At 40.0% G+C, this 22,375-nt stretch carries 22 protein-coding genes; 5 read left to right on the plus strand and 17 right to left on the minus strand.

What is annotated here, in order from left to right; genetic code table 11:
- Positions 1-1,282: 1,282 nt before the first annotated feature.
- From ACIQCO_RS25390 to ACIQCO_RS25415, 6 genes are all read right to left on the minus strand, one after another.
- Entirely contained in the window at positions 1,283-1,759 is a 477-nt protein-coding gene (locus ACIQCO_RS25390) for a GNAT family N-acetyltransferase (protein ID WP_400434560.1), read from the minus strand.
- A gap of 239 nt (positions 1,760-1,998) precedes the next feature.
- Complete coding sequence (locus ACIQCO_RS25395) at positions 1,999-2,199, minus strand: cold-shock protein (RefSeq protein WP_400434562.1); 201 nt, start codon at positions 2,197-2,199, stop codon at positions 1,999-2,001.
- A gap of 493 nt (positions 2,200-2,692) precedes the next feature.
- Complete coding sequence (locus ACIQCO_RS25400) at positions 2,693-3,208, minus strand: DinB family protein (protein WP_400434564.1); 516 nt, start codon at positions 3,206-3,208, stop codon at positions 2,693-2,695.
- Between the two features lie 195 nt (positions 3,209-3,403).
- Complete coding sequence (locus ACIQCO_RS25405; RefSeq protein ID WP_400434566.1) at positions 3,404-3,598, minus strand: cysteine-rich CWC family protein; 195 nt, start codon at positions 3,596-3,598, stop codon at positions 3,404-3,406.
- Positions 3,599-3,716: 118 nt separating this feature from the next.
- The gene (locus ACIQCO_RS25410) at positions 3,717-4,043 is read right to left on the minus strand and encodes an antibiotic biosynthesis monooxygenase family protein (RefSeq protein WP_400434568.1); all 327 of its coding nucleotides are present in this window, start codon (positions 4,041-4,043) and stop codon (positions 3,717-3,719) included.
- A gap of 108 nt (positions 4,044-4,151) precedes the next feature.
- Positions 4,152-4,697 carry a DUF1697 domain-containing protein gene (locus ACIQCO_RS25415; RefSeq protein WP_400434570.1) on the minus strand — a complete coding sequence of 182 codons (546 nt, stop codon included), beginning with the start codon at positions 4,695-4,697 and terminating at the stop codon, positions 4,152-4,154.
- 306 nt (positions 4,698-5,003) lie between these two features.
- On the opposite strand from ACIQCO_RS25415, the gene ACIQCO_RS25420 reads away from it, so the two are divergent.
- The 3 genes from ACIQCO_RS25420 (at position 5,004) to ACIQCO_RS25430 (ending at position 6,320) form a co-directional block, all read left to right on the plus strand.
- Positions 5,004-5,429: an SRPBCC family protein gene (locus ACIQCO_RS25420; protein WP_400434572.1), complete on the plus strand. Its 426-nt coding sequence runs from the start codon at positions 5,004-5,006 to the stop codon at positions 5,427-5,429.
- Between the two features lie 290 nt (positions 5,430-5,719).
- Positions 5,720-5,923, plus strand: a complete 204-nt coding sequence (locus tag ACIQCO_RS25425; protein WP_400434574.1) for a helix-turn-helix transcriptional regulator — start codon at positions 5,720-5,722, stop codon at positions 5,921-5,923.
- Position 5,924: 1 nt separating this feature from the next.
- Positions 5,925-6,320 carry a hypothetical protein gene (locus ACIQCO_RS25430; RefSeq protein WP_400434576.1) on the plus strand — a complete coding sequence of 132 codons (396 nt, stop codon included), beginning with the start codon at positions 5,925-5,927 and terminating at the stop codon, positions 6,318-6,320.
- Positions 6,321-6,659: 339 nt separating this feature from the next.
- Here ACIQCO_RS25430 and ACIQCO_RS25435 read toward each other — a convergent pair whose 3' ends face one another.
- The 3 genes from ACIQCO_RS25435 to ACIQCO_RS25445 are packed head-to-tail and all read right to left on the minus strand — an operon-like array spanning position 6,660 to position 10,670.
- Entirely contained in the window at positions 6,660-7,976 is a 1,317-nt protein-coding gene (locus ACIQCO_RS25435; protein ID WP_400434578.1) for a cyanophycinase, read from the minus strand.
- 59 nt (positions 7,977-8,035) lie between these two features.
- Positions 8,036-9,208: a beta-aspartyl-peptidase gene (gene iadA / locus ACIQCO_RS25440; RefSeq protein ID WP_400434580.1), complete on the minus strand. Its 1,173-nt coding sequence runs from the start codon at positions 9,206-9,208 to the stop codon at positions 8,036-8,038.
- 43 nt (positions 9,209-9,251) lie between these two features.
- Positions 9,252-10,670: a YfcC family protein gene (locus tag ACIQCO_RS25445; RefSeq protein ID WP_400434582.1), complete on the minus strand. Its 1,419-nt coding sequence runs from the start codon at positions 10,668-10,670 to the stop codon at positions 9,252-9,254.
- A 171-nt stretch (positions 10,671-10,841) separates the two neighbouring features.
- Between ACIQCO_RS25445 and ACIQCO_RS25450 the strand changes: the two genes are divergently transcribed.
- Together ACIQCO_RS25450 and htpX are read left to right on the plus strand one after the other, a co-directional pair.
- Positions 10,842-12,887 carry a sigma-54 interaction domain-containing protein gene (locus ACIQCO_RS25450; protein ID WP_483874178.1) on the plus strand — a complete coding sequence of 682 codons (2,046 nt, stop codon included), beginning with the start codon at positions 10,842-10,844 and terminating at the stop codon, positions 12,885-12,887.
- A gap of 152 nt (positions 12,888-13,039) precedes the next feature.
- On the plus strand, positions 13,040-13,921 hold the full coding sequence (gene htpX / locus ACIQCO_RS25455; RefSeq protein ID WP_400434584.1) for a protease HtpX: 882 nt from the start codon (positions 13,040-13,042) through the stop codon (positions 13,919-13,921).
- A gap of 285 nt (positions 13,922-14,206) precedes the next feature.
- On the opposite strand, the gene ACIQCO_RS25460 is transcribed toward htpX, so the two are convergent.
- From ACIQCO_RS25460 to ACIQCO_RS25495, 8 genes are all read right to left on the minus strand, one after another.
- A complete protein-coding gene (locus ACIQCO_RS25460) occupies positions 14,207-15,022 on the minus strand; it encodes a BtpA/SgcQ family protein (protein WP_400434586.1) in 816 nt (271 codons plus the stop codon).
- Between the two features lie 15 nt (positions 15,023-15,037).
- The gene (locus ACIQCO_RS25465; RefSeq protein WP_400434588.1) at positions 15,038-16,192 is read right to left on the minus strand and encodes an SIS domain-containing protein; all 1,155 of its coding nucleotides are present in this window, start codon (positions 16,190-16,192) and stop codon (positions 15,038-15,040) included.
- 16 nt (positions 16,193-16,208) lie between these two features.
- Positions 16,209-17,156, minus strand: a complete 948-nt coding sequence (locus ACIQCO_RS25470) for a carbohydrate kinase family protein (RefSeq protein WP_400434590.1) — start codon at positions 17,154-17,156, stop codon at positions 16,209-16,211.
- Between the two features lie 15 nt (positions 17,157-17,171).
- Complete coding sequence (locus ACIQCO_RS25475; RefSeq protein ID WP_400434592.1) at positions 17,172-17,975, minus strand: energy-coupling factor transporter transmembrane component T family protein; 804 nt, start codon at positions 17,973-17,975, stop codon at positions 17,172-17,174.
- 3 nt (positions 17,976-17,978) lie between these two features.
- Positions 17,979-18,842: an energy-coupling factor ABC transporter ATP-binding protein gene (locus tag ACIQCO_RS25480; protein WP_400434594.1), complete on the minus strand. Its 864-nt coding sequence runs from the start codon at positions 18,840-18,842 to the stop codon at positions 17,979-17,981.
- A complete protein-coding gene (locus tag ACIQCO_RS25485) occupies positions 18,839-19,717 on the minus strand; it encodes an energy-coupling factor ABC transporter ATP-binding protein (RefSeq protein ID WP_400434596.1) in 879 nt (292 codons plus the stop codon). Before ACIQCO_RS25485 ends, ACIQCO_RS25480 begins: the two co-directional genes overlap by 4 nt.
- A 24-nt stretch (positions 19,718-19,741) precedes the next feature.
- Complete coding sequence (locus ACIQCO_RS25490) at positions 19,742-20,488, minus strand: hypothetical protein (RefSeq protein ID WP_400434598.1); 747 nt, start codon at positions 20,486-20,488, stop codon at positions 19,742-19,744.
- A gap of 199 nt (positions 20,489-20,687) precedes the next feature.
- On the minus strand, positions 20,688-22,346 hold the full coding sequence (locus ACIQCO_RS25495) for a PucR family transcriptional regulator (RefSeq protein WP_400434600.1): 1,659 nt from the start codon (positions 22,344-22,346) through the stop codon (positions 20,688-20,690).
- Positions 22,347-22,375 lie beyond the last annotated feature (29 nt).

Here is a 22,375-nt window from a genome sequence, read left to right on the forward strand (position 1 = left end):
ATTCCGAGTTTCGATTAATCAGTTATAATTGCCTTTCAGCAATCCTCCTTTTTCGTGCTTTCGCACTTATAAGGAAACGTTTCGCACAGTACAATGTTTCACAATCTTCTTGTGCGAACAAGGGGACGATTGTATTTAAAAATCGTTCCCATAGGTGAAAAAAGTAGGGTGTTATTAATATATAACTTTAAACACCTGATGAAATTATACCAAAGAAGATAATTACTCCTCCAATAATAATAAAAATGGTTAGAAATAAATTAATCAAACCCCATAATATTAATTTCTTTGAAATTACTAAGTAAATTGAAAAAAGAAAGCCAATTAATAAAAAACCAAGTGAAAACTGGATAGTGTAAGAACCAAAAAGGCTAGTTGTTAAACAAAGGATTGCTAAAATCGGAAAAATAAATTGAAGAAAACCTGGTAATGACTTCATAAAATCAATTTCCTTTACTTCAAGATATAATATTATTTTACATTAATTCCCACCATTCTCCTTATTTAATTTTTATATCTTCTTGAACAAGTCGAGTAGAAAGGAACCTTTCTACCTTACGGTAGATTGTGTTCCTCCCCCTCACAGAACCGTGCTTGCGCTATTAACGCACACGGCTCCTCCTAGTTACCATTCACAAAACCTTGTAATTTCTAAGGATCAGATTTTACTAATTCTGCTATCCTTACTAGTTTTGTCTCCATTTATTATTCCTACCTCTGTGTGTAGTAAATGTGTCCCTAGCAAGGGTGATAACTGGTAGCTAGCCTTTCCTCCATCGGCATTACCCAACTTCATTGGTACTACGCTGCTATCCGACTCCCTACACCGGCATTTGGTTTCCTTACTTTTTATCGCTTGTACACCATACTCTTCTAACAAGAAAAGACCGGTAGGGTCTCCCGAGTTGCCGTATCATATCAATGTGTAACGTGCCAAGGTCTCTGACTCCAGAGAGGTTTTATCCATCTTGCCTTTAACGAAGGATAAAATGTAGCTTTCTGCTGCAGGTAAAGCATCAGCCCTCTCGATTTACTAACATTATGGAGCTCAATCCCTTCAACCATTTGGCTTTCGGCCCGCCACCTAACTGTCTACGCTTAAAGACTAAAGTTACCTTTAGCCCTCCAAGACTCGCTACGAGCGAATGGCTAGTTCTTACTCGACGGGAATCCCACCCGCTATATGATACGACCTAGGCTCGGCCGCACACCTGCCCGTTACTTGAATAAGAAGAATGCGACCATCCTTATTGAAGAATAGCACCCTGTAGTTAAAGATGAGTTAAGTATTTTGCAGCAATAAATTCATGACAAACTGTTCACCAATTGGCCCCATTCTTCTCTTACCTGTATCTTCAAAACCTACTCTTGAGTACAGTCGCTGAGCAGGAATATTTTTATGATTAACAACTAAAACGATCTCATCACAATTAGGAAATTCAGCTTTTACAAAATCACTTAGTAAGAGCATACCTTGTTTCGCATAACCTTTCCCTTGCTTCACATGATTAATAGACAACGCAGTTAACAACATAGCTTTCGGATTATCCGAATACTCCTTGACTCGTTCAGTTGCATGTAATAAAAAGAATCCTACAGGTTCATTCTCGCTTAAAATAACAATTCGATGTTGGCCTTCTGCCACCTCTAAAATCTTTCTAGGTAATGCCGTGAACTGTACCTGTTCTTCAGGGAGTTCGAAAGAATTTAATACATCTACATAGTCATTCGAAAAATGTTTTAATTCAACTGTTTCCATAGAAGTGGTTGCTCCTTAGTTTTTTTACTATACATTACCACAGGAACATACATTCGTAAACTTTTATCCTATGATAATTAGGAGATTTCGTGTTTATGTGATACACTTTATTTACCATTTGATTTACTGTTCACATGTTCCCCACTCATTCGTGAGTGGGGTTCCTTGTTTTTAAGGTTTTAAGACAAATAAAAAAACAGACTCTAAAATAGAGCCTGTCTTACATTAGACATTTATTATTAAGCTTTACGAACGTTAGTAGCTTGGGGTCCACGTTGACCTTGTTCTACTTCAAAAGTAACATCTTGACCTTCGTCTAATGATTTGAAGCCTTCGCTTTGGATTGCTGAGAAGTGTACGAATACATCGTCTCCAGCTTCGCGTTCGATGAATCCAAAACCTTTTTCTGCGTTAAACCATTTTACTTTACCTTGTTCCATGTGTGTTTCCTCCTGCTGTGTGCTTTTGCACACAATATGTTACTATCCTTGCTATCAGTGATCATTAAGACGAAAAGTTCTACTAATACTATCCTAAACCGCCGAACAAAAATAATTCTTCCTTAGAATACCACTTTTCGAAAGTATTTGCAAGTTTACCATCCCTGACTCACATTAATTGTCCCATGTATAGTTGTATTTGCATCACTACTTAATACGTTTTAATCCTTATATTGAGAATTAAGGGTTACTATTTTCTTTTAATTGTCCGTTTGGGGCGTGTTTCCTTTATTCATTAACTGTATCACTTGCTCCTTGGGGCTCCAGCAATTAAATTTATAGTTCGGTTTTGTTTCATAACCTAACCGGCTGCAATAATATTGCATTCCTTCTGCCTTTTTCTCTGCTTTAAAATGCCGGCATGTTGCACAGCAATGGAAATCCTTCATACATCATTCACCTTTTTAAACAAGAATCCGTTTATAACCAACGTTTAGTGCCGCATATCTAAAAGAATTTTTATCTCTTTAATTTGTTCTATGTGTCGCTGTTCATGCAAATAGATCTGTTCAATCCATTGATCAAGCGGTAATTCACCAAGAGCAGGATGTTTCACTGATTTTTCCGCCAATATTGATTGATCTTCTATAGTACTAAGAAAAGTCATCAATTTTTTTCTCGAATCATTTAACAAATCAATTATTTGCTGCACTTCAAATGGTTCTACACCTGGTTCAACCATTTTTGGAGCTTTAATCTTTTTCGTTCTATCCAATATGATAAGCTGAACGTTTTTACGTTCCTTTTGAGAACGATCAACCTCTTTTAATCCCCATGCAATCGCCTTTATAGTTGCCTCTTCCACTAAAACTAAGTGATGACACACTTGTGCTATACTCCACATATTCCTATCAGGCTTACTATTAAATTGGGCATCACTTAATAAAGTAATCTCCTTTACTAGGTTAGTTCTCGTTTCATCCAGATTGTCATTTACTAAATTATTCATGAGATTTCTCCTTCACCAGAAAGTGGGTACTTAGATTCCTATTCTGTATATATTCTCTATGATGAAAAGTATTCTCTTGATTATAAGTTTAAAAACTTATTGAACTCCTTCATTTAGAATGATCCGAGCTCAAGTTGAAGTAGAAAAAAGGTGCTGCCAACTGTTCATGCCATTCCTTAGCCAATCCTTGAACATCTACCTTTTCTGCTCTTCCTTAAATTTATTTAAACAATTTTTACATATACAATGCTTTCTTCGACTTTCTAGAGGAACTAATTCAAAGATTCCATTAGGAAATTCTTCTATCGAACACCAGCAGGTATTCGCTTCTCCAGCACCTGTCATACATTCGTTTTCTTTTCCACATATAGGACAATTTTTATTGGACAATTCACTCTCTCCTTCATCCACCACAACATGGATCAACTTTGACTGAGACTGCATAATAATCTGAACTTTCCACTGAGCGAATTTTCATAGCAGTTCCCCTTATACGTATATATTTTGGTTACATTTCAAAGAATTTGTCCCGCTCCACTTTGCACACCCTAAGAGAAAAATTTTTGTACCAATCTGTTTTCCCTCTATCTTGTGCTACCCGATGGGCTGAATTTTCCTTCCAGTTTTTTATCGCTTCTAAAGAATCCCAATAGGAAACTGTAATACCCAACCCTTCATCCCGAGCACTTTCTACACCTAAGAATCCCTTCTGCTGAGAAGCTAACTCTACCATTTTGTCCGCCATTCTTCCGTATCCCTTGTCTCCCTCCGTTCTCTGTGAAACAAAAATTACGGCGTAATAAGGTGGTTCAGGAGTTATGACAATACCACTCATATTTAGTTCCCCCTTTAAAAACTTTCACGTTGTAATAATATTATTAATTTTAGCACAATTCATCTTCTCCTTGTTCAACGATGTGGAACTTGAACAAGGAAAAACGAACTAACTATTTTGAGCTTGCATTAGTTCATATATCTTACGAGCGGTGTTGACATTTCTAACCGTAACTTGTTTGTATAACCTTGATCCAATTATCTTTACCATTCCGCTTTTGGTTACATTTTTCTTGTCAACGGACCATAGAATCGCACCGGGGACATACTTCACATTGTCAATATTTGGTTTGATGATCAAATCCCTAAGTACAGATTCATCATCAATTTCATCCCATAAAAACAAGACATCACTTTTCATGTCTTTGTCATTTTTCCATGTGTCCGGAATAGCGTTAATGATTCCCCTGACATCATCGACACTACGAACTACTACTTTAATTTGTAATCCGAAATCATGATGTATCGCTTCTTCCAAAATACGTGATAGTTCAGTCTTTGATGGGCCTATGTATGAAAAAATAATATTACCAGTATTGATGTATGTCACCACATCATTCATCCCGACTTGTACAAACGTTTGTTTAAGCAACTTCATGTCAATTTTATTTTTTCCACCGACATTAATCCCACGAAGAAGAGCGATATAAACCATAACCATCTTCCTTTCGACTTTTTACTTATTAATCCATTATATCTTATTGACTATATCTGCTAAACCAACCTTCCCTGTAGTTCAATAAGAAATAGGCTAACAATTATTCCTGAAAAATATAAAACTATCTTCATATTCCGTTTCAAATTCCCCAAGGTTCGTGAAAGGGAAGAAATGGATGACAAGGGCGGAAAAAGGAAACAATGAAGAAGTAGCGTAACTTTTCGAAATCATCTACAATATAGTCAGGCACCTATTGCGGACAAAATCACAAAAATATTTGTATTAAGAGAGGCGGGAAATGAAATGGAAACATCTAATAAAGTCACTGTAGAAACAACAGTTCAAGCACCAGTAGAAAAGGTATGGGAATATTGGACAGAGCCAACTCATATAAAAAAATGGAACAGCGCTTCAGATGACTGGCACACACCAATTGCTGAGAATGATTTAAGAGCAGGCGGGAAATTCCTTTCAAGAATGGAAGCCAAAGATGGCAGTTTTGGTTTCGATTTTGGCGGAACTTATGATGAAGTGAAATTACATGAGGTTATTGCTTATACTCTGGGTGATGGAAGAAAAGTTAACATCACGTTTAAAGGTCAAGATAACAAAACTGAAGTAATTGAAACTTTTGATGCTGAAACTACGAATCCAGTTGAGTTTCAACAACAAGGATGGCAAGCGATCCTAGATAATTTCAAAAAATATGCAGAGCAAACCACCATTTAAAAAAGATAAGAAGAGATGCACTAGTTATCTTTTTTATAAGGCACTAAATTAAATCAATGGCAGTATCCGTGATTATTCAATAACCATGGATACTGCCATTTTTATTTTTATGATTATCTTAAGATGTCGTGGTGTCAGGCACCCTTCATGGGCACCTGTCCATAGATGGGACCTACCGTTCGTTTGAAAAAACCGCTTATGTAAAGATATCTTTACATTTGTGGTTTCTTATTTTATACTCGATGTAAAGATATCTTTACATCGTTAGCAGGAAGAGAAGTGAGCTACTTTTGAAAGTGAGAAACAGAATTAAAGAAATACGTTTAGCAAAAGGAATTAGTCAGATTGATATGGCGGAAGCTCTGCAAATTACAAGACAAACGATTAACGCCGTCGAGAATCACAAGTATAACCCTAGCTTAGAACTGGCACTAAAGCTGATTAAATATTTTAATGTAACGCTTGATGAAATATTTACCTTGGAGGAAGAATAGCATGAAAAAGTGGCCCATCATTATAGCAATTACGGTTGTTTGTTCCATGAGTATTGGTTTGTACCTGGGGAAATTAATCGTTCCTGATTTACCTGTTGGAACGGTTGCAGCAGGGATTATTGGTTCTGTTGTAGGTGTTGGAATTGTATTCGGAAACATAAAACTTCGTGAAAAGCGAAAGAGCCATAATGTACCTGATGTAGATGAAAGGACATGGGTAAATATTAAAAATTTCTATGCACTTTCATTGTACATCGTGTTATTTGGCAGCATGTTACTAGTCTGTGTGCTATTTGCAATGGGTGTAGAAACAATTGAAATAGGCGCATTGAGTATTTATTTAATCGTGCTATTTATGTTACTAGTTGTTGGAACATTTGTTGTGAAAAGAAAGTAAACCGGGACATGGGGGCAGGAACATGAGATGTACACAGCACTGAAATTTATTATTCTTCTAAAGAATTAATGTGATTTAGCAAATCTACTTGGCTAGTAATTGGGTTTTGGTAGTTTTAGCCGAAATGCTCTCTTGCATAGGTACAACCTCGATCATTATTACTATATCAATGAGTGCTGTTGCTGCAATTAATGCATCGGCATGCTTTAATTGCTATCCTCTTGGCTACGGTCGCTTATAATGCCCATAAGAACAGTGCCTAGTCACGCCCCGAATAATATCGATGAATTCGACAAAATCCGGGTGGTGACAGTGGTCTGACCTCTGCTTTCAAGTATGCTATTTATCTATTGAAATTTTAATCGAAATCGGTTCAACATCCATCTGAACATTTAAGGCAGAATAAGATCCGACCTTATCAATTCTTCCCCAAAACCCTTCCGTTTTATCTGTCTTTCTAAAAGTAAAACGGAACCCAGTACCTTTTTTCTCATCCTCCATGCCAAACCAAAGGGCCTCGGCAGTTGTTGCCTCATTATCTATTAAATCTTCAGTTAGCACCTTTTTTAATACTTGCGGTCCAAAAATATCCTTTGCAATTGGATTTTTACTGTAATATTCAATTCCTTTTGTCGTTTCGTGCAGCTTATTAAGCGTGAACGTCCCATCATTTAAATTAAAACGGTCCCCTTTTTCCAAATAGTGCATCGTTACATTGTTCATCGCAAAGCGTTTTCCTTTTGGTGTTGACGCCCCCTGTAAATCTACTATTAATAAACCACTTGCCCCAACAATTTCAATACTATTGTCTTTTGCTGTATAAACCATAGCGGAATTTTCATCCACACCAAAACCATAACGTGTTTTGTTATATTGTGATGCGACAAGCAATCGGCCAAAACGGCCACGTTCTAGAAAATGCTGGTCGACTATCCCATGTGTGAAAAACCCTAAACCGGTTGTAAGAAAAAGTTGATCGTCACCCGTATCCTGATCAAAGTTCTTTAGAATGTGAACCCCTTCATTTAATGCCCCTACGCTCGTTCCTGAAGCTATCATAGGATTACTCATAACCGCAGCACCCGCACTTGATCCACCAAGGACTGCCCCGTTGTCATATATTTTTCTAATGGCTTGTAACACGACTGTATCCTTCCCGTCTGCAGTCACTAACGTTTTAATATGACGTAATTGATCACCGCCGACAAACCAAATCGCATCAAACTCTTCTATTTTTTTTGCTATTTCAGCATTGTTTCCATTATTCTTCCAAGTAGATTCGTCCACGTCTTTTGTCGAAGGGTCATCCATTAATGCTATTGGGGCAGTATAGATATTTTTTTCAAGTACGCCGTAGCGAACGAAATCGTCTTTATACGAATCAGCACTTTCAATTGGTGCCGCGCTGGCAGCCGGAATAATTGCAATCTTTACATCCTTTAATGATTTGCCTTTGTATTGTTGAGCAAGTGTTACGTATTTTTTATAAACCGCCTCATTATCTGAACTTAATGCGCCACCTACAATAACTAGAGAACCTTTGCCGGATGTCTTTGATAAACTATTCTTATTCTCAGTCGCCCCCGCATGAAATGAATACATGGTAATGGAAAACATCGTTAAAACTAGGACAAAAATAATCGGTAACTTTCTCAACTTTATCCCTCCAATTTTTGCAAAAATGAAATCAGATCTTACTTTAGAATCGCTGCCTCTTACTCAAATGTACCTTTTACAATCGGCACTTTATTTTTTACCATCACTTTTCCTTTGGCGATAACAGTATCAATTTCTAGTGTCTCTTTATCTAGTAAAACAATGTCAGCGTCCGTTCCTTCCTCGATCCTGCCCTTGTGTGCCAGCTTTAGCACAGTAGCAGGGTTTAACGTAATGACTTGTAATGCCTGTTCTAATGAAATCCCTTCTTCTAGAACTGAATCTCTTGCCTCTTTAAATAAGGAAGAAACTTTGCCAACCTGAAGTCCTGTTAACTCTCCTTTCCGGTTAAAAGACGGCAGGCTGCCTTGTCCATCAGAAGAAAATGTTATATTTTCAATCGGAACCCCTTCATTCAGCATGATCTTCAAGCCTTTGCTGCACTTCACTTCCCCTTCTTCTAAAAACTGCGGTATCGTACTTGTCGTTAAATCCACATAGCCGCCATTTTTAGCATACTGAATCCCGGCCCTAAATAATTCTTCCGTTCGGTTAATATGGGTTGGATGAAACTGAGAAATCGGAATATTGGTCTTACTAACTACTTCCTCAAGCAAAGAAAGCTTTTCTTCACCATCCCCGACATGAATTTCTAATACACCAGCTTTGCCCGATAAAATTCCGCCATTTCGTGCGGCTGTAGCAACTTTTGCAATTTCATCAAACGTCGGCTCAGATGACCGATGGTCGGAAATGGCTATTTCCCCGACCCCGATTATTTTGTCAATAAAAATAATATCTTTCTCTATTTTGTCCGTTAACGTATTAACCGGCAGCTGGTACGAACCTGAATGAATATAACTCGTTACGCCCTCTTCTTCTAACCCCCGCGCTTTAGCAAGCAAGCTTTCCATTCGGCGTGTTGTCCCATCTGTTCCAAGGACACCCACAACCGTAGTAATGCCCGAAGTGGTTAAACTAGTTAAGTTCAATTCCGGTGTCCGTGTCTTGAATCCTCCTTCCCCTCCACCGCCAATGATATGAACATGGGCATCGATAAATCCTGGTACAACCACTTGATTCGATGCATCAATCACCGTAATCGGAACAAAATGTTCCGGATTTTCAATCAACTCGTTTACATAGCCAATTTTGCTATCGACTAGTAAAATATCTTTCTTCCCTAGATAATGCGGGGCATACACTTCCCCATCTTTAATCAACGTAAGCAACTACCATTCTCCTCCTTAGTTTCACCTCAGATGACTTTTACCTTTAAAATGGACCGTAATTAATCGCATGCGCGATAACAACCGCAATTAATCCGATTACAAATTGAATGATGACTAACGGCAGGACCCATTTCGCCCATTTCGTCCACGGAATTCCAGCAATCGCTAAACCGGCCATTAATGTACCGGCAGTTGGAAAAATTATATTTCCAATCCCGTCAGCAAATGAGAAAGATAATACAGCTGTCTGTCTCGTAATATCAAGTAAATCAGCGAGCGGCGCCATAATTGGCATCGTTAACATCGCATGCCCGCTTCCTGACGCTAAGATAAAATGAATAACTGATTGGAAGCCATACATCCCTATAACACTAATCGTTCCTGGAACATGTTTAATGGCTTCAGATACGCCGTGCAACATCGGATCGACAATATGCCCTTGGTTCAATACAACCAATGTCGCTCTCGATACACCGATAATTAAAGCACCGCTAATTAAAGCAGCAGAGCCGCTCGTAAAATTTTTCACGATATTGTCTACAGAAAGTTTTCCAATAATCCCGACGACAATTGTTAAAATAATAAACAAGGCAGCAATCTCTGAAAGATACCATTCAAATTTAATAACACCAAATGCTAGAACAACATAGTTTAATAGAAAAGCTCCAAGAATGAGCTTGTGCTTTGTTGTTAGATTGACCTTCGATTGAAGCAGCTTATCTGCATGTTCCCTGTTGTAATTTCCATAGAAACCTAGGGCAGGATTTCGTTTTACTTTCATCGCATAACGATAGACGAAAATTACAGACACAAGGTAAACAACCACAAACAAGATAAGGCGCAGCCCTATCCCAGAGAATAGCGGCAGTTCAGCAATCCCCTGAGCAATCCCCACTGTAAATGGATTCATAACGGCCGTCGTAAAACCTGCGGCGGCGCCAAGCAACACAATCGCCATGCCCGTAATCGTATCAAAACCGAGGGCCAATGCAAGCGGAATTAATAGTGGAATATAGGCTAGTCCCTCTTCCGCCATTCCCATTAACGATCCCCCTGCGGCAAAGAACAGCATCATGATCGGTATTAATAGCTTTTCTCGCTTCGCTAACTTTCTTGCCATTGTCGCAATTAATACATCAATCGTACCTGTCGCACTGAAAACACCAAAAAAACCGCCAATAATTAAGACAAAGAAAATAATACCACCGGCTTCAACCATCCCTTTATGGAGGGCTTGCACCATATCAAATGGGTTGACAGGTGTGGATTCCGTCCATTTAAACGAATCGGCCTCTACGATTGTCCGTCCATCCACTTCTACACGATTGTATTCCCCTGCCGGCAAAATATAGGTTAATATCATTGCCGCTACAACAACACATAATAATAAAGCAAACACATTTATTTGCATCGGTTTTTTTGTTGGTGGAACCGATTCCACCTTTTTACCCAATTGACTCATCATACCCTCTCCTTATTTTGTTTTTTCATGCAATTCCCCTAATTAATATGCAAGTTCTATGCCAATCGCAAAGAAGTCTATTAATTCGAAAAAATCTATCGTTAATTCTCCTTTATCGGCTCTTTTTGGTTCTTTTTTGTAATATAATAGAACCCAATTGAACCAAAAGGGGTGTTTAGGATAAAACAATCCATTACGTTAATAACGGGAAGCAGCCAAACAAAACAAGTCCTGCATGAGCAGCTTCAACAATTATTGGGCGATTACGTCCATATTGAAAGTTTTGCAACAGAAGAAGCACTGCCAACTCAATTGAACGTTGATTTTATCCTGTTTTCATCGGAGGTTACGAGGGTTGAAGCTCATGAATTGTGTAACATACATAGTAATGAACTGTTTGTCGGAAAACGTACAGTCCATCACCAATTTATTGATCAGCTGTTAAAAATCCCGATAGATTCCGACGTTCTTGTCGTCAATGATGATGATTTTGCTACGGTTGAACTAATAGAATCTCTTTATCAGCTGGGTATTGATCACTTACAGTTCGTCCCGTTTAAGAAGGAACAGATTTTTTATAAAAATATTGATATCGCTATATCTCCCGGTGAGCCCCATCTTTGTCCTCCGTCCATTAAAAGGATTATCGACATTGGCGTTCGCTTGTTTGATATGGCAACTATATTAAAAGTAGTCGAATATTTCTGTTTGGGCGAGAAAGTCTCGTCATTGATTTCAGAAAGGTATATTCGTAACATCATTGATTTACAACGGAAACTATCAATTGCGGAACAAAATGCAAAACAGTTGAATCAACATATTCAAAATGTTGTCGACACTGTCGATGACGGTATTTTAGCCATTAATCAACACCAGAAGGTCACCGTTTTTAACCGTGGCTTAGAGGCTCTATTTCATTTTCCTGTAATTGATGCCATTAATAAACCATTAGCTGAGGTCATCGTTCAACAGGAAATTATCGATTTTATCCTTAGTAGTAATGAAGAAAGTAAATTTTTTACGATATACGGTGTCGATCTTGTTATTTTCCGTCATCATATGGAAACAGAAAATACGATCGTAGCGACATTTAAAAGCACTAATCAAGCGTTTGAAGTCGAAAAAATGGCACAGCGGGAACTAAGAAACAAGGGATTTTATGCAAAGTATGATTTTGATGATATTGTTGGTGAACACCCTTTACTCAATGAAAGTAAACAAATTGCCAAAAAACTTGCTCTTTCCGAGCATCCTATCTTAATTCAAGGGGAAACGGGTACGGGTAAAGAATTATTCGCACATTCTATCCATCTTCATTCAATGAGAAAAAACGGACCCTTTATCGCGATAAACTGCAGTGCTTTAACAGAAAATTTGCTTGAAAGTGAATTATTCGGGTACGAGGAGGGGACTTTTACAGGGGCACAAAAAGGTGGAAAAAAAGGTTTATTTGAATTAGCTGATAATGGAACGATATTTTTAGATGAAATTGGCGATATTAGTTTAACCGTCCAATCCCATTTATTAAGGGTTCTTCAGGAAAAGGAATTGCGCCGAATCGGCGGGAGAAAGGTAATTCCGATAAATGTCCGGGTCATCGCGGCCACGAATAAAAATATTCAACTGAAATCACAAGAAGGCACGTTCCGGTCTGATTTGTTTTACCGTTTGAATGTTCTTACCCTTTCTCTTCCGCCACTTCGAGCACGAATAACGGACATCCCTTTATTAGTAAAACACTTTATTACCAAAAGTGGGAAATGGGTAAAAGTTGGACAAGACCTGCCAGAACAGCTTCAAAAACAGGAATGGTTAGGCAATGTTCGTGAATTAAAAAGTACCATTGACTATATGCTCACGATCTGTGACGGGAACAAAATCGAATGGAAAGACATTCCGCAGGACCGCTTTCAAAAAAACAGCTTATCTAATGAGCAGGACTATCCAATTCCTGAGAGTTTATTAGAAATAAATGAATATCTATTTATGTTAGAGGCCATCAAGGACTGCAATGATAACGGCAAGCCCGCCAGTCGTCAATTTATTTCAATGGCTAGCAGGGAAAATGGTCATTATCTCTCGCCACAACAAGTTCGACGCAGGTTAGATACCCTCGAAATCCATGGTTTCATCACAAAAGGCCGAGGGAGAACCGGCACAAAAATTACCTCTACCGGTGCGGAGTATTTACAGATACTTAAATTACATGCACAATAATTTTCGCTCAAATACGTGGCAATCTTACCTAAATAATTGAAACAAGGAGCCTGTCCCATCGTCCCTTGATTGTATTATCTACAGAATTGGTTATAATAGACTCATATGATTAGCTCATTTGAACTCAAAAATTTTTATCAAAGGGTGAGATGATGGGTAAACGAATTTTCTTTTTTCTATTAACGAATGTTTTAGTATTAGTCACCATTAGTATTGTGCTATCGCTTACAGGTGCCGGAAATTATATGAATGCCCGAGGCGGTATTGATCTGATTTCGCTTTTAATATTTAGTGCTATAGTTGGTTTCACAGGGGCTCTCATATCCTTGGCGATGTCACGCTGGATGGCAAAAATGATGATGAAAGTTAAGGTGTTAGATCCTCAAGGCTCCTTATCTCCTTTGGAAAGAACCATTGTCGAAAAAGTCCATCGCCTTTCTAGTGCAGCTGGGTTAACTCATATGCCTGAAGTGGGAATTTACAATTCACCAGAAGTGAATGCGTTTGCCACTGGTCCTTCGAAAAAACGATCACTTGTTGCGGTCTCGACCGGGCTGCTTCATGAAATGGACGATGCAGCTATTGAGGGAGTAATTGCCCATGAAGTAGCACATATTGCCAATGGTGATATGGTAACCATGACCCTTCTGCAAGGTGTAGTAAATACATTTGTTGTTTTCCTTGCGCGAATTGCAGCTTGGGCAGTGTCACGCTTTGTAAAAGAAGACATAGCGCCAATTGTTCATTTCATTGCCGTTATCGTCTTCCAAATTGCCTTCTCGATTTTAGGAAGCCTTGTAGTATTTGCTTATTCAAGACATCGTGAATTTCACGCAGACAGAGGCGGGGCAGACCTAGCCGGCCGGGATAAAATGACTCACGCATTACAATGTCTAAAAGCTTATTCAAATCAGATGAAAGATGAAGAGCAAACGGCGATTTCTACCTTAAAAATTAACGGTAAACGTAAATCAATGCTATTTTCAACACATCCGGATCTTGACGAAAGAATTAATCGATTGAATATGAGATAAAGTGAAACTTCCATCGATAGAGGCAGGCATCATCCGATTTTTTGGATGATGCCTGTTTTATTTGGCTATTTTTTTTATGTTCCAGATCGCAGAGGAGGCAGAGGAACACTGGGACAGCTATAGTAAGTAGTTTGGGGTAGTACTGTCCCTCTGTCCTGTTCACGCTAAACGGAGTTCTTAAGTTAGATTATAAGGAAAATTGTGACCGTTTCCTCTGAAATTCCTCCGGCATGGGCACAAAAAATTAATTCGGGGCGGGTGACCCCTGTCCCCCACCCCGAAACCTCACGCCCTACCCAAGTGTGAACTAGGAAAAGGAGCCCACGTCCCACTATGATAAGCATTCATAAACGTTGCCAATCGCCCCGGATCAAGTGGATTTGTCATGACCCCATCTTTCTTTAAATAGCTGCCGATGATGACTCCATCGCATGCTTCGAGAACTGTTGCGATATTTTCTGGTGTTGCTGAACCGCCTAGTAAGACCTTTGCAGTCGGCAGGGCGCTTTTGACCCGCTTTATCCATTCAATGGATTCATCAAAGGTTTTACCGGTAATAATGAGGCGGTCCAGTTTTCCTTTACTGATTCCTTGCTGGCTCGCTTCTTCTAACGTCATGGTTCCTAACGGGACGCCAGAACGGTCGTAGATGTCGGCCCACAGCTCAACAGAGGAACCAATTCGTTTTTTCATTTCTAGTACTTCCTCAATGCAGCCTTCTGTTATGCCTTCTGAACTAATCATCGCCCCGACGTACACCTTAAGTCGAACGTAATCGGCACCAATTGCATCAGCCACGGCAACGCTGCCCGCACCTTCATTTTTCAAGATGCTAATTCCAATTTTGCATTGGTCACCGACCGCTTCCTTTACGGCGCGCCCGATGTTTGTCATATAGGCAATAATTTCATGACCCACCTCCCGCTTGCTCGGAAGGTCATTGACGTTTTGAATCATGATCGAGTTGATGCCGGCCTCTTTTAATTGAATGGCTTCCTCCACAGCTTGCCGTTCAATTTCCTTTAATGATTCCCCATTATATTCATATGTCCCAGGCAGCGGTCGTAAAGCAATCATGGCGACTAATTCTTTTTCGCTCATTCCCCTTAGTCCTTCCTATTGTTCCAGCTTTTCCATTGAGACAATGTTGGATTTAAAGATCTGTCTAAAGTTTTCGGCCTTCTTCCATGGCTTTTCGTCAAAGTCCATTGGATTTTTATTCAAGGCTTTGGCCATTAAAAACGAGAGAATTTCTAATGGAACGGCATAAACAAACGGTGTGAATTCTTCACGAATCGATTCACCCTTAATCGTCCAGACAAAGTTCGCGTATTTCTTAACTTCCTCATCATCTTCCTCTGCGATGACAATGACCTTTCCATCGACAACCTTCACCGCCTGCATTACTTCAAGGGCACGGTCATAGGCTCTTCCTTTTGGTAAAATAAAAATCACATGTGAACCCTTATGTGTCACAAAGTATTGACTGTGCGCCCACTCCTCAATCCCTTGTGGAATACTTTCAAATCCAGCTGCTTCTAATAGTTTCATTGTTCCAAATTGAGCAGTGGCGTAGTTTGGTCCGCTTCCGAGCACATGGTAAATTGAAACTTCCTTCCCAGGGCCAACATATTCATTGACATATTTTGAAATCTGATCAAAGTTATTTTCTACCGTATCTCGCATGATCGTTCCAACTTTACCTAGATAGGCCAAGGCTTCTTCCTTTCCTGCCTCTGAAATTCTTCCCAGCGCCTCCGCAAGCACAAATCCAAAAATAGCTAAGGATACCATGGAACCGGCATAGGACCGTGTTCCCGGGACCAAGCCAACTACCGGCGGAATTTTTATTTCGATAATATCCCGTGACATTTGCGCTAGCGGTGATTGCTTATTACTGGTAATCCCTAATGCAAGGGCCCCCATTTCCTTCGCACGAAGTGCACATTCCACTGTCCGTGCCACCATACCAGAATTGGACACAGCCAAAACTACACTATTTTCGTCACAGGTTTCATAGGCATAGCGAGAAAATTCAAGTGCTTGATAGACTTCAACCGAAATTCCAAGATATTTATAGAGGAGTTGTTGGCAGGCGATTCCAGCATAATAAGAGTCTCCACAGCCGACGATAAAAATCTTATTTGTCTTTTTTAAAGTCGGATACTTTGCTACCAAATCTTTCACTTGCTGTTCAATATCCTTCGCACCCTGGGTTAACAAATCGGCTTGCTCTTTCACTTCTTCAAACATATGTGTAATTCTAGACACGTAAATCCCTCCATTTTTAGATAATAGTCTTTAATAGTCTTAGTTTAGAAAGTCTATCCAAAATTTGCAGTTCCCCTATTTCAAACATATGTAAGGGGCCAAAATCCTCAATGACAAAGGATGCGGAAACAGCCCCATACATAGCAGCTCTCATCGTATCAGATGTCTGAATATACCCACATAGAAATCCTCCACAGAAGGCATCCCCTCCGCCTGTTACATCGACAACCTTTTCCGCCGCTGACGGGACGTGGTGAAAAGTATCATTAATAGAGTGATAGAGAAGGACTCCTTTTCCCCCAAGTTTTAAGACTACAATTCCAGGACCCATTGCCGCGGTCTTTCGAATCCACTCTTTGTACCTGTCGGGATCATTTTCTTTGGCAATCCCCCAAAAAGTAATAAATTCATCCTCACTTGGTAAAAAGATATCCACTCTTTCTAACAACCGTTTCCAACGTTCATGGTATTCCGGATCCAGCCATTCATGATGCGGGTCAAGCGTAACCAGCGCTTGGAGCATGGATAATTTTTCAACAATCTCTTCCTGGCATGGAAGTGGCATCGGGGCAATATGGAATCCTTTTGCACTTTGAAGGTATGTCATTGGAATTTCACTCGAAACAGGGGCCATGTCTAAGTAATTGCCCCCTCCCTGTTGGGGGATAAAATAACGATGGCCATCCCGATCATAGAGAGCCCAAATATGGATGTTGGGCTGATCATTCCGAGAAATCCCGGTCGTATCGATACCGAAATTCTCTAATTGCTTGAGATACGAGGGGCTGTAATCATGGCCGACTCGAGATACTAAGCCGACACGATTGGACCATAGATTTGCCCCTGCAGCACTATATAAAGCAGCACCACCCAATGAATCGTAATTCGTTTTCCCACTGGGCAATACCGTATCATCTAACGTCAAGTGGCCAATAAAAACCAGATCGACTGCCTTGTTATCCAAGGATATCCCTCCTTTTTACAAATAACCTTGAAGTAATATCCCAAATCCCAATATTCTTGATATCACGGCAAGAACTACGGCGACAAGCGCGGCAACAATCAAGAGAATATCGAGCCTGGTAATTTCAATTCTGGTAATACTGCTCCGTCCATTTCGGGCTCCAAAGCCACGGCAGTCCATTGCCACTGCTAAGGTGCTGGTTAAATCGAGAACCCTCAGCATCAAAGGGCCAATAACGCCGACATATTTAATTGACTTTGTAAAAGAATTCCCTTGATCCAAATTCAACCCACGCGTCCGTTGCGCTTCTGTAATGGTTAGCCGTTCCGCATTGATAAGCGGAACAAAGCGAATTGCAACCGAAAGCGCCATTCCTGCTTTATAAGGAATCCCCATTTTCAATAGGCCCATCATCATTTTTTGAGGAGACGTGCTCATCATCACGATGGAGGCAGTCGTTACCATGAGCGCTACTCTGAGGCCCATCGCAAAGCCAAACAGTAAGCCCGTCGTAGTAATCGTAGTCCCAAAAACGGTCACGACTGGCCTTCCTTGCGAAATATAAAAGGGCCAAATTAATACCCCTAAGACTAAAAACCAAATCGACGCTAGTAAAAAAGGTTTTAAGGTTTTTAAATCTAATTTTGAAGAAAGCCCGACAGCAATAACCGCAATCACGAGAATTCCTAGTGGGAGCGGGTGATTAAACAGCAAACTGACGGCAAAAATAGTGCCAAGCCATAGAAATTTCGTTCGCGGATCAATTTCGCGATGGAGCTTGGAGTCCTTCTCGACATAAATGCTATAGCCGACTGCCATACGTCACCCCACTCCTTTCGTTTTTTGTTCTACACTACTCGTTAACTTGACGATCTGATCATACATTTCATTTACCGTCAAACAATCCTTTTGGATCCCAATTGGAGATAAATCCTGGGCAAGCCGCATAATTTGCGGCTGCTTTACAAATGCCCGCTCTAACACTTCCTTATTATTGAGAACGGTTCTTGTATCGCCATTGGCAATGATTTCTCCCTGCGCCATCACGATTGTTTGCGGCACATATTTAGCCACCATTTCGATATCATGGGTCACAACCAAAATCGTATGCCCCAATTCATTCCACCTTGTTAAAAAGTTCATGATGTGCTCCATCCCTTTTGTGTCAAGTCCAGTGGTCGGTTCATCGACAATGAGAATAGGAGAACCCATCGAAATAACGGAGGCAATCGCCAGTCTTTGCCTTTCTCCGCGGCCCAATGTGAAAGGGTATTGGTCTTTCTTTTCAGCAAGCTTGGTAACCTCCAAGGCTTCCATCACACTGTCCTTTAATTTTTGCTGGGAAAAGCCGAGGTTTTTCGGCCCATAGGCAACCTCATCATAGACGGTCCGGCAAAACAACTGATGATCCGGATTCTGATAGCAATAGCCAACTAATTGAATGATTTCATTTGTTTTCATTTGCTTTGTATTTTTACCATTAATCAGCACTTGACCGTCTATCGATAAATGAAGCCCATTAAAATGTTTGGTCAGAGTCGTTTTTCCTGCTCCGTTTTGGCCGATAATGGCGATAAAGTCACCTTGATTGATGGTCAGATTCACCTTGTTCAAGATGTTCTTCTTCGAGCTTGGATATTTATACACTAAATCGGTTACCTGTAGTTGAGGGCTTTGATCATTCATTTAAAACACCCGCCTTGCACTAACATTTGTACGGTCTGCGCGATCTCCTGTTCATAAGGTGAAATTTGCTCGTCACGGATATAGCCGCCATCTGACAACATATAGGACAATTCAACTGTCTGCGGAATCGGAATTTCCCCGCGATTCTCTCCCCAAAATATATCTTTATTTTTGAAAATATTCTTTGGATGGTCATCGGCTAGAATTAATCCATCCTTCATCACGACAATCCGGTCGCACATTCCGATTAATTCCTCTACGGTTTGTTCGACAACAATGACGGTAATGTCTTTTTCTTCCTTCAATCGTTTAATGGTGGCAAATACCTCTTCCCGTCCGATCGGATCAAGCTCTGACGTCGGTTCATCCAGAATGAGCAGCTCTGGTTCCGTCATTAAGGCCCCTGCAATCGACAAGCGCTGCTTTTGACCCCCTGACAGACTATAGGTCTCCGTTTCCGCCAACCCATCAAGGCGGACTCTTTTCAAATTCTCAGGGATGATTTCTAATATTTTTTCAACTGGCCATTGGAAGTTTTCCGGTCCAAAAGCTAAATCCTCTTGAACCGTCAACCCAATGATTTGTCCTTCTGGATCCTGCATGACCATGCCGACTTTTTCGGCAATTTGATCGGGAGAATGTTTTTTCATATCCATATTGAATACGTCAATCTTCCCGCCAATTTTTCCGTTAATGGTGTGTGGAATCAGCCCTTTTATACAAGAAACCAGCGTCGTTTTCCCGGCCCCTGACGGACCAATAATGCCAATGAATTCTCCACGTTTAACTTGAAGGTCGATACCTTTCAAGACTAATTCCTTACTCGACATGTATTTAAATCTAAGATTCTGGATATCTACTATCGTTTCGTTCAAGGTGCCCTCCCCTTTTACCCATATTTACACTTCAGCACTGAAGTCATCCGCATCTAAATCCTGATTTGCCTGATATCGATCCTTCCAATAAAGTCCGCGATTCTTTACAATAGGATAGAGAATCGGAACAAGGATTGCGGAAACCACAGCAGCTGTAAGCATATGATTGATTAAAATACTGGATGTAACCCCTGCCCAAGCAACGGCTGGCGGGACTACATGTGTTAGATCTAAAAATCCCGGAATAATGATCGCATGGATAATCGGTCCAATAATAATGGCCCAGAGATAGTAGCTGGCAACATTCGCAAATTTTTTGAAATTTGCTCCTCTTACCATCTTATAAGCCAACCAAGTGACATACGTATGGCTCAGCCATCCAGCTAAAGAACCAACCGTTAATGAACCGGAAATGGCATCCCCGATTGGCATCGAGAAGGTCACACCAATTGCACCCGGTAACCCTAAGAGGATCGACAGGATTGGTGCCAGTGCAAGCGTAGGATTAAAGCCGCCAATTCCTGGAATGAACTGAAATTGAACAGGACGTCCGACAATATAAACGGCGGCGCTAATGGCAATAATGGCGATGGTTGTGGCATTCCATTTCACATTGTTCTTCACAATCCCTTTTCGTGAAATGGTATGGCCCGAAAACTCAATAATCCAAATGATAGCTGCTAACACCATGCCAACGACAGCCAATGAGATAAACAACGTGTGTGTAAAGCCGTTTGCTGTAACAAGATCTCCTAACCACTTAAGCGACATTACAAAAAACCTCCTCCTATTATTTTGTTTTTCAAAACCCTCGGTGAAAGCGCTGCCATCTTAGGTGTAAAAATAAACATTAACTAGTGAATTTTTCATAAATTCAGATAATTAATGTTATATCCTAATCTTATGGCATTTTTTATTTATCCACAATTGAAAGATTTCATAATCTTGTCATCTTGCGTTTGTGGAAATATCACAAATGCGCGGCAATAAATTTTTTATAGATGTCGGAATTACTAAGCTTGAGCGCAAGGTGGAGGTATAAGCGATTCTCCTCATTCTCTAAATTCATTTTGGTAATCTGTTGAATTCGTTCGATTCTATAGGAAATGGTATTGTAATGGGTATAAAGAAATTTAGCTATTTTGCTCATATTCCCATTACATTGAAAATACGCTTCTAGTGTTTTCATTAGCTCCGTATTATTTTTCGAATCATATTCGATGAGCGGAGAGATTAATTCGGAGATAAATTGTTGTGTTTCTTCTTGGTTGGAATGGATAAATAGCCGGAATAAACCTAAATCGTCAAAATGGATGACCTTTTGCTGCTGGTTAAAGCTTTTCGACATTTTAATTGCCTTTTTTGCTTCCTCATACGTAGAAGGTAATTCGGTTAACTGCTCACGCGGGCGGCCAATGCCTATCGTACACGTATATTTCGTTTGCTCGGCTATTCGGTCACAAATTAGGTGGGCGAGTTGTTTTAAGGATTCCACCTTATTTTCAATTGATCGATGTTGTTCAATTAAAATGACCATGGTCTCCCCTTTATCGCCAATAATCGACCTAAGGTGATGATCCTTCAATGTCTTTTCTATCGTAAAACGAATAACGCTTTTTAGGTGGGCAGCCGTATAGATTCCGTCTGTGTCCAGTGTTTTTACATCTTCAAATTGGTCGATCTCCAATACAAGCATATTCTTGTACGATTCCAAGTTTAATCCTAGAATTTTTGCCCGTTCCACTAATACAGTGCTAGAATGAATCCGCTCCTGCATCCATTGAAAAATAAATTCATTTTTATGCCTTATTTCCATTTCTCTCACAAGCATCTGATTCATAATATTAATCGAGGCTACAGCAGCAGAGCTTTCAATGATGGCAATATCTAAGGCATTAAGTTTGTGTCCCACCTCTAACACACAAATCGTCCCATAATGATAATCCTTAATAATAATCGGTACGTGCTTTACCGCAAATAAACGCCCGCCGACAATCATTTGATCATCTTTATTTTTTAATAGTGTGGAAACATCGTGGCTTGTCCAGGACGAATTTGGATAAGAGCCCAAAATCGCATCATCAGAACCGACAATCGCCACCGGGTTTTGGATAATCTGATAGAGTGTCCGGCAAATCTCATTAATACCGCCGCCATTCAATACAGCCTGCATCAACTTTTGATGGGCATCTTCTACTGTTTTATAATTCTTACCCTCCTCGAGTGAAAAGAAGGAATAAATAGCATCGATTACGGTTGTATGTGTGAAGTTTTCCGGCATTTCCAAAAGGGGAAAATCCAATCGATTGGCTTCATCAATCATTGTTTGAATTTCTTTAATGACATATCCTTTAGATAATTTAATCATTAATCCGGCCAAGTTCTTCTCTACCAGTTTCGGAATAAGTCGTCGTTGTGTCTGATAATCATCCTTGATTCCATATGCAGTCGTCATAAGGAATTGTCCTTCTTGAACAAATGGAAAAATATTCGGTTCCTCCATAATATCAATACTCCTGATCATCCGGTCCAACCCCGACTCTCCACCCAACACATTAACGCCTGACAAGGCTGGTAAGGATAAGGCTTCCCTGACAGAAACCCCCTTTTCTTTCTTTGTATATCGCATATCGTTCCTCCCTTTTTTTAAAAAAATAA

This window comes from Neobacillus sp. NPDC093127 (assembly GCF_044754175.1).
Taxonomy (GTDB): Bacteria; Bacillota; Bacilli; order Bacillales; family Cytobacillaceae; genus Neobacillus.